The organism is Acidobacteriota bacterium, from assembly GCA_016716905.1.
In the GTDB taxonomy this organism is placed as follows: domain Bacteria; phylum Acidobacteriota; class Vicinamibacteria; order Vicinamibacterales; family SCN-69-37; genus SYFT01.
This window is the reverse complement of the sequence record JADJUS010000004.1, coordinates 1,689,984-1,705,589: the sequence shown is the minus strand read 5'-3', so window position 1 is coordinate 1,705,589 and position 15,606 is coordinate 1,689,984. Positions and strand designations below refer to the sequence as shown.

Genomic DNA, 15,606 nt, shown 5'->3' with positions numbered 1-15,606 from the left:
TCCGTGGCTGGTCTCGTGAAGTCGCCCTGGCGGTACCGCGCGGCGAGCGCCGCCGATGGCCTTGACCCGGCGGCTGAGCCACGCCGAGGTGGCCCAGGTGAGAATGAGTGCAGCCAGAAATCCCGCGCCAAGGCCCACCCAGGCATGCCGGCGGGTTTCCGCGAGCTGCTCGCGAACCGAGGTCAGCGGCAAGCCGACCCGGACGAAAGCCACAGCGCCCTGACGGACGGCGGCGGCCGCATACATGGTGTCTTCGCCGGTGGTGCGGCTCTGGCGCACCGCCGCGCCGACGCCATCCGCGAGGGCCTCCTGCACTTCTTCGCGCGCCAGGTGGTTGTCCACCTTGTCCAGATCGTTGGCTGCGACGTCCGAATCCCCAATGACCACGCCATCGGCGCGCATGAACGTCACACGCGAGCCGATGAGCCGTGCGATCACCGCGGCTTCGTCGTCGGGACTGGACAGACTGCCGCGGTCAGACAGTAACTCGGCCGCAAGCCTGACCTGTTTCACGAGGGACGCCTCGATATCGGCCAGCATCGCGCGGCGCAGGGAGGTGGTCACAAGCGCGGTCGAGGCCGCGAGCGCCAGCGAGCTGGCGACGAGGATGGCGGCAAACGTCCGTGTGCGAAACGTCACGATGCGGGCGCGGGGTCTTCGAGTTTGTACCCGAACTGTTTGATGGTGCTGATGGCGTTGCCGAGGAACGGCACCTTCTCTCGCAGTCGCCGGATGTGCACATCCACCGTACGCGTGCCGCCTGTGTATTGGTAACTCCACACGTCGGTCAGGAGCAGGTCGCGCGAAAGGACGCGACCGCGGTGTTCGATGAGGTAGCGCAGGAGCATAAACTCCTTGGCCGTCAGGCGCAGTTCCTCGCCCTGTACGCGGACGACGTGTTTGTCGATGTCGATCGTCAGGGGGCCGTAGGCCAACACTTTGCCGGCTGCCACCGGCCGCTGAATGCGGCGGAGGAGCGCGCCCACCCGCGCCACCAGTTCCTTGGGACTGAACGGCTTGGTGACGTAGTCGTCTGCGCCAAACTCCAGACCACGGACGCGATCGGATTCTTCACCACGCGCCGTCAGCATGATGATGGGAATGGCTGCGGTGGCCGGTTCGCCTCGCAGCGCCTGGCAGATGTGGAGCCCGTCCATGCCCGGCAGCATCAGGTCCAGAATGATCGCGTCTGGCGTTGTCGCGCGAGCGAGCTTCAACCCCTCGCTCCCGTTGGCTGCCATGGTCGTGGTGTAGCCCGCGCCCTGCAGGTAGTGCGCGATGAGGTCCGCAATGTCCTGGCTATCTTCAACGACAAGGATCCGGGCCACGGGCGTCATTGTAGCGTCCTAAATCGTTTTCAGGCTCGACGCCTTGCCGGAGAGCACCACGCCCAGGGTGATGAGCGAGAGGAGCGCGCCATTGACGATCATGACGGTTGGAGCGGAGTAGATGTCGGCGAAATAGCCCGAAACCAGCGCCCCGAGCGGACCGCCGCCGCGAAGCGCGACCATGTAGATGCTGACCACACGGCCGCGCAGTTCATCGGGGACGACGAGCTGGACGATGGAAAAGCTCATCGAGAACAGCGCCATGAACGCGATGCCGCCCAGGAAGATCAGGATGTAGCTGATGGCGGGCGTAGTGGAGAAGCCGAACGCCACAATGACGAGGCCCATCAGGAACTGGACGATGAGCAGCATGCGGCCCATATGCTGAAATCGCCCGCCTGCCGTGCCGATGAGCAACGCTCCAGTGACTGCCCCAAAACCCTGGCAGGCCATGAGGAAAAACAGTTGCGTCTCAGCGGAGCCACCAGTGGGTGCGAGCACCGTGCGCGCCACGGTGGGCAGAAAGGTCACGATCGGCATGGCCAGGAACATGCTGACCACCACAAGCGCGATGAGCGTCATGATGAGACGCTGGCTGCGAACATAGGACAGCCCGTGCCGGAGGTCGGTCATGATGCGCCGGCGCGGTCCCTCGTGCGGCACCGGCAGGGGGACCTTGATCAGCATCAACGCGACCACCACCAGGAAGAACGACAGGCCGTTGAGAAGGAAGCAGGCGGCCGTTCCCAGTGAGAGCAGGACCGCGGTTCCACCCATGGGGCCGAGGATCCGCGACAGGTTGAACTGCGTCGAGTTGAGCGCAATGGCGTTCGGCAGGTCGCGTCGCGGCACGAGCGAGGGCAGCAACGACTGGTAGGCCGGACCACCGAAGGCCTGGCCGAGCCCGGAAATGAACGAGAGCGTCAGCACATGCCAGATGGTGATCTGGTTCCAGAAGACCAGAGCCGCCAGTGCGAACGCCGAAAAGGCCTGTATCAGTTGCGACCCGGTCAGCAAGCGGCGCCGGTCATACCGATCGGCCACCACGCCGCCGATCAGGATGAAGAGCAGGATCGGGAGCTGCGACAGGAAGTCATCGAGCCCAAGGTAGAAGTTCGATCCCGTGAGGTCCAGCACCAACAGGCTCTGGGCGAACTTCTGCATCCAGGTGCCGATGGTGGACCCGAGCGCCGCGAACCAGACAAGCCGGAAGTCGCGGTGGGCGAGTGCGCCCGCGACGCGCCCAGCCCAACTGCGAGGCGGTTCCGGCGCCCCGTTGCCGGGCGTGGCGACTGCATTGGACAAGACGTCCCAATTCTAACAGCCGCGTCACGAAGGATCACAGGAGACGCAGAGACGCCGAGGATACTTTCAAAGGCAAAGGCAAAGGCAAAGGCAAAGGCAAAGGCAAAGGCAAAGGCAAAGGCAAAGGCAAAGGCAAAGGCAAAGGCAAAGGCAACAGGCGAAGGGCAAAGACCAAAGGGAGTCCTGCCGTCGGGTCTGGAGGCCCGGCTACGCCGGGCGTGATGGGCGAGCAGACTCTCACGGACGAACGAACGGGAGGGGCTCAGCCACGTTCGCTCGTCCGTGAGAGTCTGCCCGCTCATCCGGCCGCCGAAGGCGGCCGCCAGGCCCGACGGCCGTCTTCTCCGAGTCCTCGGATCCTCCGTGTCTCCTGTGATCCGGTCGTGATCTGATCGCGATCGGCTAACCTGGCGTCGCCGTCTACGTCATAATGTCCAATATGTCGTCATTCTCAGAAAAGGGACTCCTGGGCGAGTTGGAACAGCTGGTGCTGCTGGCGGTCATGAATCAGCCGACCGACGCGTACGCCGTGTCGATTCGCGACGAAATTGAGGCGCGCACCGGGATCGCCCTGGGACGGAGCAGCGTATATGTGACGCTCGACCGGCTGGACCGCAAGGGGTACGTCACCTCGTGGATGGGCGAGCCTACGGCTGAGCGGGGCGGGAAGGCCAAGCGGTGTTTCCGCATCACCTCCGCAGGCCGCCGTGCGCTGGCGGCTGCCGAGTCGGCCCTGGCGCGGATGCGCGACGCCAAGCCCGCGCGGAGCGTCCGATGAGGGCCGCGCGCTGGGTGCTGAACCGCCTTGCCCCCGCCGAGTGGCGCGAATCGCTCGAGGGGGATCTCCTTGAGGAGCGAGCCCGTCGGCGTGCCACTGGCCGGCCATCGGGCGCCCTGTGGTCGGTGGCTGCCGCGCTGACGTTGGTTATCGCCCTGCGCAAAGAAGCTCGCGCGTCGCATCCCACTCGTGGCCGGGGACATCTGGGTGATGGGATCTGGCAGGACGTTCGAATGTCGGTCCGCGCACTCCGCGCCGCCCCGGGCTTCACGGCGGTGGCGGTGTTTGTCCTGGCACTTGGCATCGGTGCCGGCACCGCGATCTTCTCGGTGGTTGACGCGGTTCTGCTGCGCGACCTGCCGTTTGAACGTGCCGATCGGTTGGTCGCGGTCGGCGAGAAAGACAGGAACCGCCCGGTGCCGGCCTGGTTTGTGGGCTCCGCGGCGTCACAGAACTACCGCGACTGGCTGGATATGCTGACGGTGTTCGAGTCGATCGCCGCGAGCGTGGGCGGGCGGGGCTTTACGGTGCGAGACAGCGGCGAACCCGAGGATCTGACGGCGATTCGTGCCACGGCCAGTCTGTTCGACGTCTTGCGGGTGCGACCGCAACGAGGGCAGGCCTTCACGGCAGACAACGAAACAGAGGGGCGCGATCGGGTCCTCCTGATCAGCGACAGCCTCTGGCGGCGCCGCTTTGATGCCGATCCCGGCATCGTCGGCAAGACCATGACGTTCGACAGCGGTGTGTGGCAAATCGTCGGCGTGCTGCCCGCACACTTCGCGTATCCCGTCGGCGCCCTCAAACCCACCGACATCGTCGCGCCCTACGCGCCAACCGCCAGGGAGCGCATTCGAAACCGAAACCAGACGGGGCGTACATACAGCTTGCGCGTGGTGGGGCGCCTTAAAGACGGCACGACGATGGAGCAGGTACGGGGTGAGATGGAGAGAATCACGTCTGCCCTCGAAGCGAAGTATCCAGACTGGTTTGAGGACAGGACCTGGGCCGCAGCGCCACTGCATGAGGCCACGGTCGGACGCACGCGGAACTGGATGGTGTTGCTCCTGGGTGCCGTGGGCTGCGTTCTCCTGATCGCCTGCGCCAACGTGGCCAACCTGATGCTGGTCAGAGCCGCGAATCGATCGAGGGAGATGTCGGTGCGTGCCGCCCTTGGGGCCAGCCGGTGGCGCATCGCTCGAAGTTTGTTGGTGGAGAGTCTGGTGTTGTCGATCGCCGGACTCGCGGTGGCACTGCTCATCGCGCTGTGGGGCGTGAGCGTGCTGCGCGCCTCGATACCGGACGACCTGCCCCGGCTCGCGACTGTTGGTCTGGATTTACGCGTCCTTCTCGTGGCCGCGATGGCGGCGGTCGTGACGGGCCTTCTTTGTGGGGTGATTCCCGCGCTGCAATTGTCGCGACCAAACCTGCAGGCATCGCTTCGGGATGGTGGACGGTCAGCCACCGGAGGCCGGATGAAACACCGCGTGCGCTCGGCCCTCGTGGTGGCCGAGGTGGCGCTCGCGGTCATGCTTGTCGTCGGTGCGGGACTCTTTGTCTCAAGTTTCATCCGGCTCGTGACCGTCGATCTCGGCATTGATCACCGTGATGTGTTGTCGACCAACGTGAATCCCCGCATCACCCAACTCGACGACGCCGGTTTGGCGGACGCGCGCGCACGCTCGACTACGGCGCTCGCCGACGTCATGGCCCGCGTGCAGGCGCTTCCCGGCGTTGAGGCCGCGGCGGCAGTGGCGGGTGGTTCTCCACTGTCGGGGAGTTATAAAACGAACTTGTTGGCCGTCGTCGGGGGCCGTGAGTTTACGCGCGAAGAGGATCAGGTACAGATTCAGGAAGTCTCACCAGGATACTTCGACGTTGTGCGGCAACCGCTCCGCCGGGGGCGTGTGATCGACGGGCGCGATGGTGCCGGAGCGCCTGCTGTGGCGGTGGTGAATGAGGAAGCGGCCGCTCGATACTTTGCCGGCGCTGACCCGGTAGGACAGCGGATTGCGATCGACAAAGTCGAACGCGTGGTCATTGGCGTGGTGGGTAACGTTCACCTGGTGGGCCCGGAAGAACCCATCAGTCCCGGTGTGTATTTTGCCCTGGCGCAAGAGCCGTCGATTGGTGCGAGCGTGCTCACGCGCACGCGCGACACATCGGGCGCCACCGCGTCCGCGATTCGAGCCGCGGTGCTGGCGTCGGTACCGGGGGTGCCGGTGCACCAGGAGTCCCTGGAAGAGTCCCTGCGCGCCCAAACGGAGCAGCGCCGATTCAACATGCTGCTCGTCGGGGCATTTGGTGCACTCGCGCTCGTCATCGCGAGTGCGGGCATCTACGGCGTCATGGCGTACGCAGTGGCCCAGCAGACTCAGGAGATTGGCGTGCGCATGGCGCTCGGCGCCATGCCACATCGGGTGATGGCGATGGTCCTCGGCCGGGCGTCTGTGGTGATGCTCGGAGGGCTGTTCCTGGGTCTCGCCGGGGCATGGGCGGCCGCGGGCCTGGTTCAGTCGTTCCTGTTTGGCGTCACGCCGCACGACCCTGTCGTGTTTGCTGCTGCCGGCGGGCTGTTGGTCTTCACCGGTCTTCTCGCCGCGCTGGTCCCGGCACTCCGGGCGGCGCGCGTTGATCCGATCGTCGCGCTCCGCCACGACGGATAACAGGAGCTGAGGAGATGGGGAGGGACGACGGATTACAGGAGAAAAGGAGGGCGGGAGTCCTCGGGTTACGCCGGATCATAGGATTCAAAGAAGCTCCCTGTCTCCGTGCGCTCCTGTGATCCGTCGTGACCGCAGAAGCCTCCTTGTCTCCGTGTCCTCCTGTGATTCGTCGTGACCGCAGAAGCCTCCTTATCTCCGTGTGCTCCTGTGATCCGTCGTAGGACGTCACTGCCGCAGGGCAGTGAGCGGATCCACTCGGGATGCCCGCCATGCGGGCACGAGTGACGCGGCGGCGGCCACGACGAGTAACACGCCGGCAACCGCCGCGAACGTGACCGTGTCGGTGGGCCCGACCTCGTGCAGCAGGGGCGCGAGGAACGGCGTGACCGCTGCGGCGAGCAGCAGTCCGAGCGCGACGCCGATCAGCGTGAGCCGCATTCCGCTGGCCAGCACCTGGCCGCGGACTTGCGAGGGCGCTGCGCCGATGGCGAGCCGAATGCCGATCTCCTGGCGCCGCAGGTTCACGACATAGGACAAGACGCTGTAGATGCCGATGCCGGCCAGGAGCAGCGCGAGCGCGGCAAAGAGCAGCAGCACGCGTCCCGTCAGTCGCGGCGTCGCGATCGAAGTCCCCACCACTTCGTCCATCGTGCGAATGGCCGCGACGGGCAACAGCGGATCGATACGACGAATGCGATCGCGCAGCGGACGCGCCAGGGCCATCGGCTCGCCCGCGGTCCTCACGATCAACGTCATGTTGCGCGCAGGCGATCCGCCGGGGACGGATTGGTGGAACTGTCCGACGGGTCGATAGAACTTGGGTTTGATGTTCGTGGTGATGCCGTTGTGCGTGACGTTGTCAACGATGCCGACGACGGTGATCCAGGGGGCGTGGGGATTGCCACCCATCTTGAATCGACCGCCGACCGCGTTGCGGCCCTCCCAGTACTTGCGCGCCATCGCGACGTTCACGAGCGCGACTTGCTCGGTGCCGATCGTGTCGCCCGGTGCCAGGTCGCGGCCCTCGACGAGCCGTTCGCCCAGCGCGGCAAGTGCGCCGTCCGAGGCCACCTGCCAGTCGCCGGGCGTGCCAACGCCGGGCTGAGGCGTATAGCCATCCACGCGCAGGCCCCAGTCGCCGATGAGAGCAGCCAGCGGCAGCACACGCATGAGGCCCGCCTCCGACACACCGGGTGTGGCGCGCGCCTCGCGCAGCAGCTGGTCGTAGAATCCGACGACCTTCTCCGGTGTGTCGTACACGCTCGCAGGCAACGACAGGCGCATCGTGAGCACGCCATTCGGGTTGAAGCCGAGGTCAATCTTCTGCAGTTGCCAGATGCTTCGGGTGAGGAGCAACGCGCCGACCAGCAGGATCACCGCCATCGCCGTTTCGCCAACCACCAGTGCGTGACGCATCCGCAGCCGCTGGCCGCCGGTCGTCGCACTTTGCGACCCGTCCTTGAGCGCATCCGTCAGGTCCACCCGTGCCGCGCGCAGCGCCGGCGCCAGGCTGAACACGAGCAGCGTCACCATGGTGAGTGCCACGGAAAATAGAAGAACCGGTGCATCCAGCGTGATCTCCTGGGCGCGGGGCACACCCGCGAGGCCCGAGAGGCCGATGACTTTGACCGCCGCGAACGCGATGCCGACACCGATCACTGCTGCGCCGACGGCGAGCCAAAGTCCTTCGCCCAGCAACTGGCGCACCAGACGGAACCGGTCCGCTCCCAGCGCGCTTCGCACGGCGAGTTCACGGGCTCGGGACTCGGCCCTGACCAGCAGGAGGTTGGCGACATTGGCGCAGGCGATGAGCAGGAGGCACCCGACGGCGCCGAATACCAGCCACAGCGGCTGCCGCACCGTGGCAAACGCTTCATCGGTGGTGCTGACAATGAACGCGGAGAAGTCGAAGCCGGCGGGGTACAGGCCTTCCTTCCTCAGCGCGGTGGTGATGTTGAGCAGGTCGGCATTCGCCTGGGCCATCGTGACGCCGGGCTTGAGGCGGGCGGCGGCGTGAAGGCCGTGGCTGCCGCGGTTGTCGTTCGCCAGCAGGTACGGCGTCCAGAGGACGGTGGGCTCTTCGGCATCCTGCACGTAGTCAGTTGGCAATCGGAACCGCTCTGGCATCACACCCACGACCGGCGTGGCTGTTCCGTTGATGAGGATGGTTCGGCCCAGAATGGCAGGGTCGCCGCCGTACCGGCTTTGCCACAGCGAATAACTGAGGACGACGGCTGCCGTGCCCGCATCGGTGACTTCGTCCGGCGTGAACGTCCGTCCCAGCAGGGGCTTCACGCCGAGCACGTCGAACAGGTTGGCTGTGACCGCCGCACCTCCCACGCGCGCAGGCTCCCCCTCGCCGTTCAGGTTCGCCTGGCCGACCGACCACGCGCCGACGGCCTCGAACACACTTGCGCGGGTCTGGTAGTCGCGCACTTCTGCGTCTGACACCCAGGTCTTGTCGTAGCCCGTCCACTTGCTCCAGATCACACCCACTCGATCGGGTTCGCTGTAGGGCAGTGGCGACAGCAGAACGTGCTGGATCACGCTGAACACCGCCGTGTTGGCGCCAATGCCGAGGGCGAGTGTGAGGATGGCGGCGGTGGTGAAGCCCGGCTGGCGCCGAAGTACTCGCGCGGCGTACCGAAGGTCGCGCCACAGGTCGCCGAACCACGCCCGGCGGGGCTCTCCAGGTACCATCGGAGTGGGAGAGGACGACTGCCGCAGGGGCCGCATGTATCGCGCCAGCAAATCGGGTTCCCGGAGGTCTGCCAGCGCGGTCATCCGGGCGTCTGCCGGGCTCAGGCCCTCGTTGACAAGCTCGCGATACCGTTCGTCGAGGTGGAGCGAAAGCTCTTCGACGATCTCGGCCTCGCGCTCGGGCGCCAAGGCCAGGGATAAGAGGCGCGCGCGGATATCGGCGGTCCAGGTCGGAGTGGCTTCAGGCATGTTCGCCTTCCGTGATGCGTGCGACGGATTCAACAAAGGCCTTCCAGGTGGCACGCTGAGCCACCAGGATCTTGCGCCCGATCGGCGTCAGCCGATAAAAGCGCCGGCGGCGCTCACCGGCTTTCTCAAGCCAGGTGCCGGTAATCCAGCCGCGCTCTTCGAGGCGGTAGAGGAGGGGATACAGGGACGCGATGTGGAACTTCAGCTGGCCCTGGGAGCGCGACTCGATCAGCTTGCTGATCTCGTACCCGTGCCGGGCTCGGGCCTCCACGAGCGAAAGAATCAGGAGTTCAGCCGAGCCCTTTTTCAGCTCGCGGTCGAGGATATCTGTCTGTGCCATAGGTGACAGAGACATAGACGGAAGACGCGCATGAAAGGTTGGCGCGGTACGGTCTCTGCGCGTAATGGCGAAATGGCCGAAATGTCACAAATGGCGAAATGTCTGCAATGCCCGAATGGCGGGAATGCCCGAATGTCATCGCTGCGCGAGGACCGCTTCAAACTCCTCATGCGGTCCTTTAAAGTCCTCGATCTCGCCGTTGGCGAAGTTCCAGACACGCGTGCCCACTTCTTCGAGCAGGTCCTGGTCATGGGTGACCAGCAGCACGGTGCCCTCAAACTTCTGCAAGCCCACGTTGAGGGCGTTGATGGACTCGAGGTCCAGGTGGTTGGTGGGTTCGTCGAAGACCAGAACGTTGGGCTTCTGCAGCATGATTCGGCAGAACAGGAGCCGCGCCGTCTCGCCGCCCGAGAGCGCTTCGGTGGGTTTGAGCCCTTCCTCGCCGCGGAACAGCATCTGGCCCAGTAGACCGTGGATGTCCTGTCGCGACAGATCGGGGTCGAATTGATGGAGCCACTCCACGGCAGTCATTCCCTTTTGGATGGCGCCGGTGTGGTCCTGTGAGAAGTACCCGATCGATGCCTCGTGCCCCCAGCGAACCATGCCGCTGTCAATGTCATCCGGTGACGCCGGCTGACCAGGCCCCTCCGCCAGAAGCGCCTTGAGCATGGTGGTTTTGCCCACGCCGTTACGGCCCACCAGCACAATCTTCTCGCCGCGCGTCACAACCGCGCTGAAGTCCTTGATGACCTTGAGTGAGCCGTGAGCCTTGCGCACATGCTCGAACTCCAGGGCGACGCGACCCGATGGCCGGTTCATGGTGAACTTGATGTACGGACGTTGGATGTTCGATCGCGCCAGGTCCGTTGTCTGGAGCCGTTCCACTTCCTTGCGTCGCGAGGCCACCTGCGACGCGCGGGTGCCGGCCGAAAATCGGGCGATGAAGTCGTTGAGCTGGTCGATCTTCTTTTCGCGTTGCGCGTTTTCGCTTTCAATGCGCGAGCGGATCTGCATCTTGGCCAGCACCATGTCGTCGTAGCCGCCGGTGTAGGTGATGATCGTCTGGTAGTCGATGTCCGCCGTGTGCGTACACACCGCGTTCAGGAAGTGGCGATCGTGCGAGATCACGATCAGCGTGCCGTCGTAACGCTCGAGGAAGGTTTCGAGCCAGTGGATCGAGTCGAGGTCCAGATGGTTCGTCGGTTCGTCGAGCAGCAGGGCCTGCGGGTTGCCGAACAGCGCCTGCGCCAGCAGCACACGCACCTTCTGGCCGCCTTGCAGCTCCGCCATGGTGCGTTCGTGCACCTCGTTGGGAATGTCGAGGCCCTGCAGCAGCACAGCTGCGTCGCTTTCGGCTGAATACCCGTCTTCTTCGCCGACGATGCCCTCGAGTTCGCCGAGGCGCATGCCCTGGGCGTCGGTCATCGACGGCAGGTTGTAGAGGCGCTCGCGTTCCTGGAGGGTGTCCCACAGGCGCTTGTTGCCCATGATGACCGTGTCCACCACGCGGAAGGCGTCGTAGGCGAACTGGTCCTGGGAGAGGACGCCGAGCTTGGGTGGCCGCGAGACCGACCCCTTCTGGGGTGTCAGCTCACCGGTCAGGAGCTTCATGAAGGTGGACTTGCCCGACCCGTTGGGGCCGGTCAGGCCGTACCGGCGGCCCGGCGAGAACGTGGTGGTCACGTCATCGAAGAGCACCTTCGAGCCATAACGCATGGAAACATTGGCGACAGAGATCATCAACCGGCCATTGTACCAGCGGGCCGGTCTTAATGGCGAAATGTCACAAATGACCGAAATGGCGAAATGTCTGCAATGGCCGAATGGCGGAATGGCTAGAATGTCAGGGATTATGAAATTTGCGAATGTTCTCTTGTTCTCCGGCCTGCTGCTTGCTGCGGGCTGTGGCGACGACAATCCGCTGGCCCCGAGCCTCGGCATTCCGTTTTCGGCGACCGACATCACGGTTGGGACCGGTTCGACGGCGGCCACGGGCAAGACCGTTCGGGTCTATTACACGGGGTGGCTGTATTCGACCACTGCCACCGATAACAAAGGCACTCAGTTCGACGCCAACATCGCCGGGCTCGGGTACGAGTTCACTATCGGCGTCACGTCCGTGATTCAGGGCTGGCATCAGGGCCTGCCGGGCATGAAGGTGGGCGGAAAGCGCCTCCTCATTATTCCGCCCGAGCTTGGGTACGGGGCCGCCGGTTCCGGAAACGTCATTCCAGGGAACGCGACGCTGATCTTTGAGATTCAACTGCTGGCTGTTGCCGGGTAGGACCTTGATGTAATCTGGGTGGCGCCAGCGTCCGGGTGAGGTGCCATGTTCAGAACGGCCGTTCGACTCGGTCTGGTGTCCATCGTGTGCGCGGCGGTCGTGCACGCTCCGCTGGCCCAACAGCGCCCCGTTTTTCGCTCCGACGCGCAGTTTGTCATCGTTGACGCGTATCCCTTGCGAGACGGGAAGGTCGTTGAAGGACTGACGGCCGCCGACTTCGCCATCACTGAAGAAGGCGTGGCACAGGCCATCGACACATTCGAGTTCGTCGCCGGCGGGGCGGCGGAACCCGAGAGTGCCAGGCGCGATCCGAATTCGCTGGCCGAGTCTCGTGCGCTGGTGGCCGACCCGCGCAACCGTGCCTTCATCGTAGACCTCGACATCGATCACGTCTCGGTGGCCGGGGCCCACCGCATACGGGTGCCTCTGGTCCAGATGCTGAACCAGATGCTGTCGCCCAACGATCTGTTCGGCGTCACCACCACCAAACACACGCCCGGCACGCTGACCTTCGGACGCAAGGTCGTCACGACCGACGACATGCTCAGCCGCTACTGGGCCTGGGGCACGCGCGACAGCGCATTGAAAGACGAAGACGAACGCGGCATCGTCGATTGCTTCGCGTACAAACTCACGCAGCAGGGGCCGGTGGAACGGGTGGTGCAGGACGGCGCCCGCATGCGCAAGCTGCCCGACGTGATCATCGAGCGCCACCGCGAGCTGAAAGTGCTGGATCACCTTGATGATCTGGTTGAGTATGCCGGCCATCTCCGCGAAGGGCAGACGTCCATTGTGATTGTCACGGAGGGCTGGCGCCTGCAACCTCCGGACCCGGCGCTGATCCGGGAAATCGAAGACACCCAGGGGATGCAGCCTCCTGCGCCCGCGAACGTCGGGGGGCGTCTGACAATGTTTGACACCGTGACGGAGGGTCATCGCGGCGCGTGCATCCTGATGGGGCAACGAATTGCCCGCGAAGACCCGCGCGCGCGGATGCGGGAGCTGATCCAGAGAGCGAACAGCCGCAACGTGTCCTTCTTTCCCGTGAATCCGGCTGGGTTGGTGGTGTTTGACAGTCCGGCGTCTGAGGTCGTGGTCCTGGCGCCGAATGCAAACTCATCGATGGGCGACGACTTCGAGCGCGTGACCACCAGGTCTGACGGCTTGCGCACACTCGCTGACAACACCGACGGTGTGGCCGTCGTGGGGAACAACGACCTGCGCGCCGGCCTGCGTCGCGTCACCGAGGAACTACGGTCGTTTTATCTGCTGGGTTACTACTCGACAAATCGCACGTTCGACGGTCGCGTGCGCCGCATCCGCGTGAAGGCGGGCGACCTCGAAGTGCGGGCGCGGCGCAGTTACCGGGCGCCGACCGAAGAGGAACGGATCGCGCGGGCCAACCCTGTTGCCGCGTCAGGGCCCTCGCCGGTTCAACTGGCGCTCGATGTGTTGTCGGGACTCCGTTCGGCCGATGACCGCACGTTCAATGTGAGCCGCTATCTGAAAGCCGATGCTGCGCCGGTGCTTGGTGTGCCGGCCGTGTTCCGGGCCACGCCGTCGCCGCGCTCGCCGATCGTGCCCGTCACGGCGCCTGCCTTTACCCGCCAGGAACGGCTGCACGTGGAGTGGCCGGTGCATGAGCCGTTGACCGAACGATCTGCCCGTCTACTCGGGCGCAACGGTCAGCCGCTGGCTGTGGCGGTGACGCTCACCGAACGCGCCGGTGCGTCCGGCCCGTTGATCGTCGCCGATGCGGCGCTCGGCCCCCTCGCGCCGGGCGACTACGTGGTGGAGTTGCGGGTATCGTCTGCGTCCGGTTCAAAGGTCGCGCTCGTGGCATTCCGGGTGGTACCGTAGGCCATGCTTCGCCAAGGTCTGTTAGTTGCCGTGTTGCTTGCAGCGGCACTCGGTCTGCTTGTGCCAGTGGCCGCGCAGCAGCCCACACAGCAACTCCCGGTATTTCGGTCGGATGCGCATTTTGTGACCGTTGACGCGTATCCGCTGCGCGACGGCAAAGTGGTTGAGGGGCTGACGGCCGCGGACTTTACCGTGGAAGAAGACGGGCAGCCGCAAGCGATCGAAAACTTCGAGTTCATCACCGGCACCGAGGTGCCGGCCGAAGCCGCCAGACGCGACCCGAACACGGTGCGGGAGTCGATGCTGATCGCGGCCGATGCCCGCACACGTGCCTTTGTCGTGTATCTCGATGTGCCCCATGTGTCGATCGAAGGCGCGCGCGCCACGCGCGGGCCGCTGGTGACGATGCTGAACGCGCTGATTGGTGAGAACGACCTCTTTGCGGTCACCACGCCGAACCAGCCGCCGCACACTATGGCGTTTGCCCGCAAGCTGGTGTCGGCTGAAGGCATGCTGACGCGCCACTGGGCCTGGGGCACCCGGAACTCGCTGGTCCGGACGCCGGCTGAGCAGGAGATCGAGCAGTGTTTCCCTGCCGATAACCAGGGGCGGGAGGGATGGATTCGTGATGGCTCGTCGATGCGTCCCGCGGCTGACGTGATCATCGACAGAGCGCGCGAAGAGCAGACGCTCCAGCATCTCGAGGACTTCGTCATCTACCTCGGTCAGATTCGCGAAGGCCGCACGTCCGTCATCCTTTTCACCGAAGGGTGGCGGCTTTTTAACGACGACGGCGGATTGATGGGGTTGACAGGCCGGCAGCGGCCGCCGGTGTGTGATCAGTATCTGGTGCGGTACGCCAACATCAATCTGCAGTCACGCTTCCGCGAAATCATGGCGAGAGCCAACCGATCGAACGTGACGTTTTACCCTGTGAACCCCGCGGGACTCGCGACGTTTGATGTGCCTATCTCACAGCGGCTGATGGGGACCGGAAATATCGGCGACTCCGTGCTCCGTCAGAACAGCGAGAACATCAGCAACCGAAGTTCGTCGATGCAGACGCTGGCGGAGAACACCGACGGACTGGCCGTGGTGAACACCAACGACTTGAAGGCGGGGTTGTTGCGCGTCAGCGATCAGCTCAAGGCGTATTACTTGTTGGGTTACTACTCGTCGAACCGCAAGTTTGATGGCAAGGCGCGCCGGATTTCGGTGAAGGTGAAGCAGCCGGGCATCGACGTGAAGGCGCGTCGCGGCTACACGGCGCCCACCGAAGCCGAGCGCTCGGCCCGATCTGCGGCGGCGTCTGCTCCTGCTGGGCCCACAGGCCCGTCGCCGGTTGAGGCGGCGCTTGATGCGCTCTCGCGCATTCGTCCATCGTCGGAGCTATTTGTCCATGCGACGCTGGGAGCAGGGCCGACGGGGAAGCTGACGGTGGTGGCCGAGGTCAGTGGCCCGCAACTGGAGCGCGGGGCGTTGCAGCGTGGCGGCACGCTTGATGTGACGGTCACCGGCGCCGGTGGAGCGGAACTGGCCAAGGGGCAGGTCGGAGTAATGGCCACGTCACGCGGTGGGGTCGTCGTCATGGACGTGCCGCCAGGGACCACCCAGGCCAATGTCTCGGTGATGCTCCGCGCGGTGCCGCTGACGTTTCTCGCGCGGACGGATGTGACGCGCGATACCGGCGCCGTGATCGGCGGCCCACTGATCTATCGCGCCACCCCCTCGTCGCGCTCTCCGCTGCTGCCGGTGGCGGGTTTCGATTTCCGCCGGACGGAACGCGTGCATGTGGACTGGCCCATCACCGGGCCACTGGATCGGCGAGAAGCGCGCCTGCTTGGCCGCAACGGCCAGCCGATCGCGGTCAATATCACGCTGACCGAGCGTGAGGTGGACGGGCGTCTGATGCTGGGACTCGACGCGCTGCTCGCGCCGCTGGCGCCAGGCGACTACGTGATCGAAGTCACTGCCACCATTGGCACCACGACCGAGACCCGGCTCGTCGGTATCCGCGTCGGGAGTTAGGCCCAGAACGTCGCGGCCTGCAGCCCTCAACGCGGCCTGTCGGCTTGCCGGTAAAGGGCTACGATGAC

11 protein-coding genes are annotated in these 15,606 nt (G+C 65.0%); 6 read left to right on the top strand and 5 right to left on the bottom strand.

All coding sequences use genetic code 11. From position 1 onward, the window contains the following. The first annotated feature begins 15 nt into the window (after positions 1–15). Complete coding sequence (locus tag IPL75_11585) at positions 16–486, top strand: hypothetical protein (protein ID MBK9240879.1); 471 nt, start codon at positions 16–18, stop codon at positions 484–486. A 149-nt stretch (positions 487–635) separates the two neighbouring features. Here IPL75_11585 and IPL75_11580 read toward each other — a convergent pair whose 3' ends face one another. Both IPL75_11580 and IPL75_11575 read right to left on the bottom strand, forming a co-directional pair. Further along, the gene (locus tag IPL75_11580; GenBank protein MBK9240878.1) at positions 636–1,328 is read right to left on the bottom strand and encodes a response regulator transcription factor; all 693 of its coding nucleotides are present in this window, start codon (positions 1,326–1,328) and stop codon (positions 636–638) included. An 18-nt stretch (positions 1,329–1,346) separates the two neighbouring features. Beyond that, positions 1,347–2,633 (bottom strand): MFS transporter, encoded by a 1,287-nt coding sequence (locus IPL75_11575; GenBank protein MBK9240877.1) that lies wholly within the window; start codon positions 2,631–2,633, stop codon positions 1,347–1,349. Between the two features lie 439 nt (positions 2,634–3,072). Here IPL75_11575 and IPL75_11570 point away from each other — a divergent pair, with 439 nt between their 5' ends. Together IPL75_11570 and IPL75_11565 are read left to right on the top strand one after the other, a co-directional pair. Further along, entirely contained in the window at positions 3,073–3,411 is a 339-nt protein-coding gene (locus IPL75_11570) for a helix-turn-helix transcriptional regulator (GenBank protein MBK9240876.1), read from the top strand. Further along, positions 3,408–6,077 (top strand): ABC transporter permease, encoded by a 2,670-nt coding sequence (locus tag IPL75_11565; GenBank protein ID MBK9240875.1) that lies wholly within the window; start codon positions 3,408–3,410, stop codon positions 6,075–6,077. The genes IPL75_11570 and IPL75_11565 overlap by 4 nt, the downstream gene beginning before the upstream one ends. Before the next feature lie 225 nt (positions 6,078–6,302). Here the strand turns inward: IPL75_11565 and IPL75_11560 are convergent, their stop codons facing one another. The 3 genes from IPL75_11560 to IPL75_11550 form a co-directional block, all read right to left on the bottom strand. Next, positions 6,303–9,026, bottom strand: a complete 2,724-nt coding sequence (locus IPL75_11560; GenBank protein MBK9240874.1) for an ABC transporter permease — start codon at positions 9,024–9,026, stop codon at positions 6,303–6,305. Further along, positions 9,019–9,366: a PadR family transcriptional regulator gene (locus IPL75_11555; protein MBK9240873.1), complete on the bottom strand. Its 348-nt coding sequence runs from the start codon at positions 9,364–9,366 to the stop codon at positions 9,019–9,021. The genes IPL75_11560 and IPL75_11555 overlap by 8 nt, the downstream gene beginning before the upstream one ends. Positions 9,367–9,501: 135 nt before the next feature. After that, positions 9,502–11,106, bottom strand: a complete 1,605-nt coding sequence (locus tag IPL75_11550; protein MBK9240872.1) for an ATP-binding cassette domain-containing protein — start codon at positions 11,104–11,106, stop codon at positions 9,502–9,504. A gap of 112 nt (positions 11,107–11,218) precedes the next feature. Here IPL75_11550 and IPL75_11545 point away from each other — a divergent pair, with 112 nt between their 5' ends. From IPL75_11545 to IPL75_11535, 3 genes are read left to right on the top strand one after another with little or no spacing between them, the layout of a single operon-like run. Further along, positions 11,219–11,650 carry an FKBP-type peptidyl-prolyl cis-trans isomerase gene (locus IPL75_11545; protein MBK9240871.1) on the top strand — a complete coding sequence of 144 codons (432 nt, stop codon included), beginning with the start codon at positions 11,219–11,221 and terminating at the stop codon, positions 11,648–11,650. A 45-nt stretch (positions 11,651–11,695) separates the two neighbouring features. After that, positions 11,696–13,510 (top strand): VWA domain-containing protein, encoded by a 1,815-nt coding sequence (locus tag IPL75_11540; protein MBK9240870.1) that lies wholly within the window; start codon positions 11,696–11,698, stop codon positions 13,508–13,510. Positions 13,511–13,513: 3 nt separating this feature from the next. Continuing rightward, entirely contained in the window at positions 13,514–15,538 is a 2,025-nt protein-coding gene (locus IPL75_11535; protein ID MBK9240869.1) for a VWA domain-containing protein, read from the top strand. The last annotated feature ends 68 nt before the right edge of the window (positions 15,539–15,606 follow it).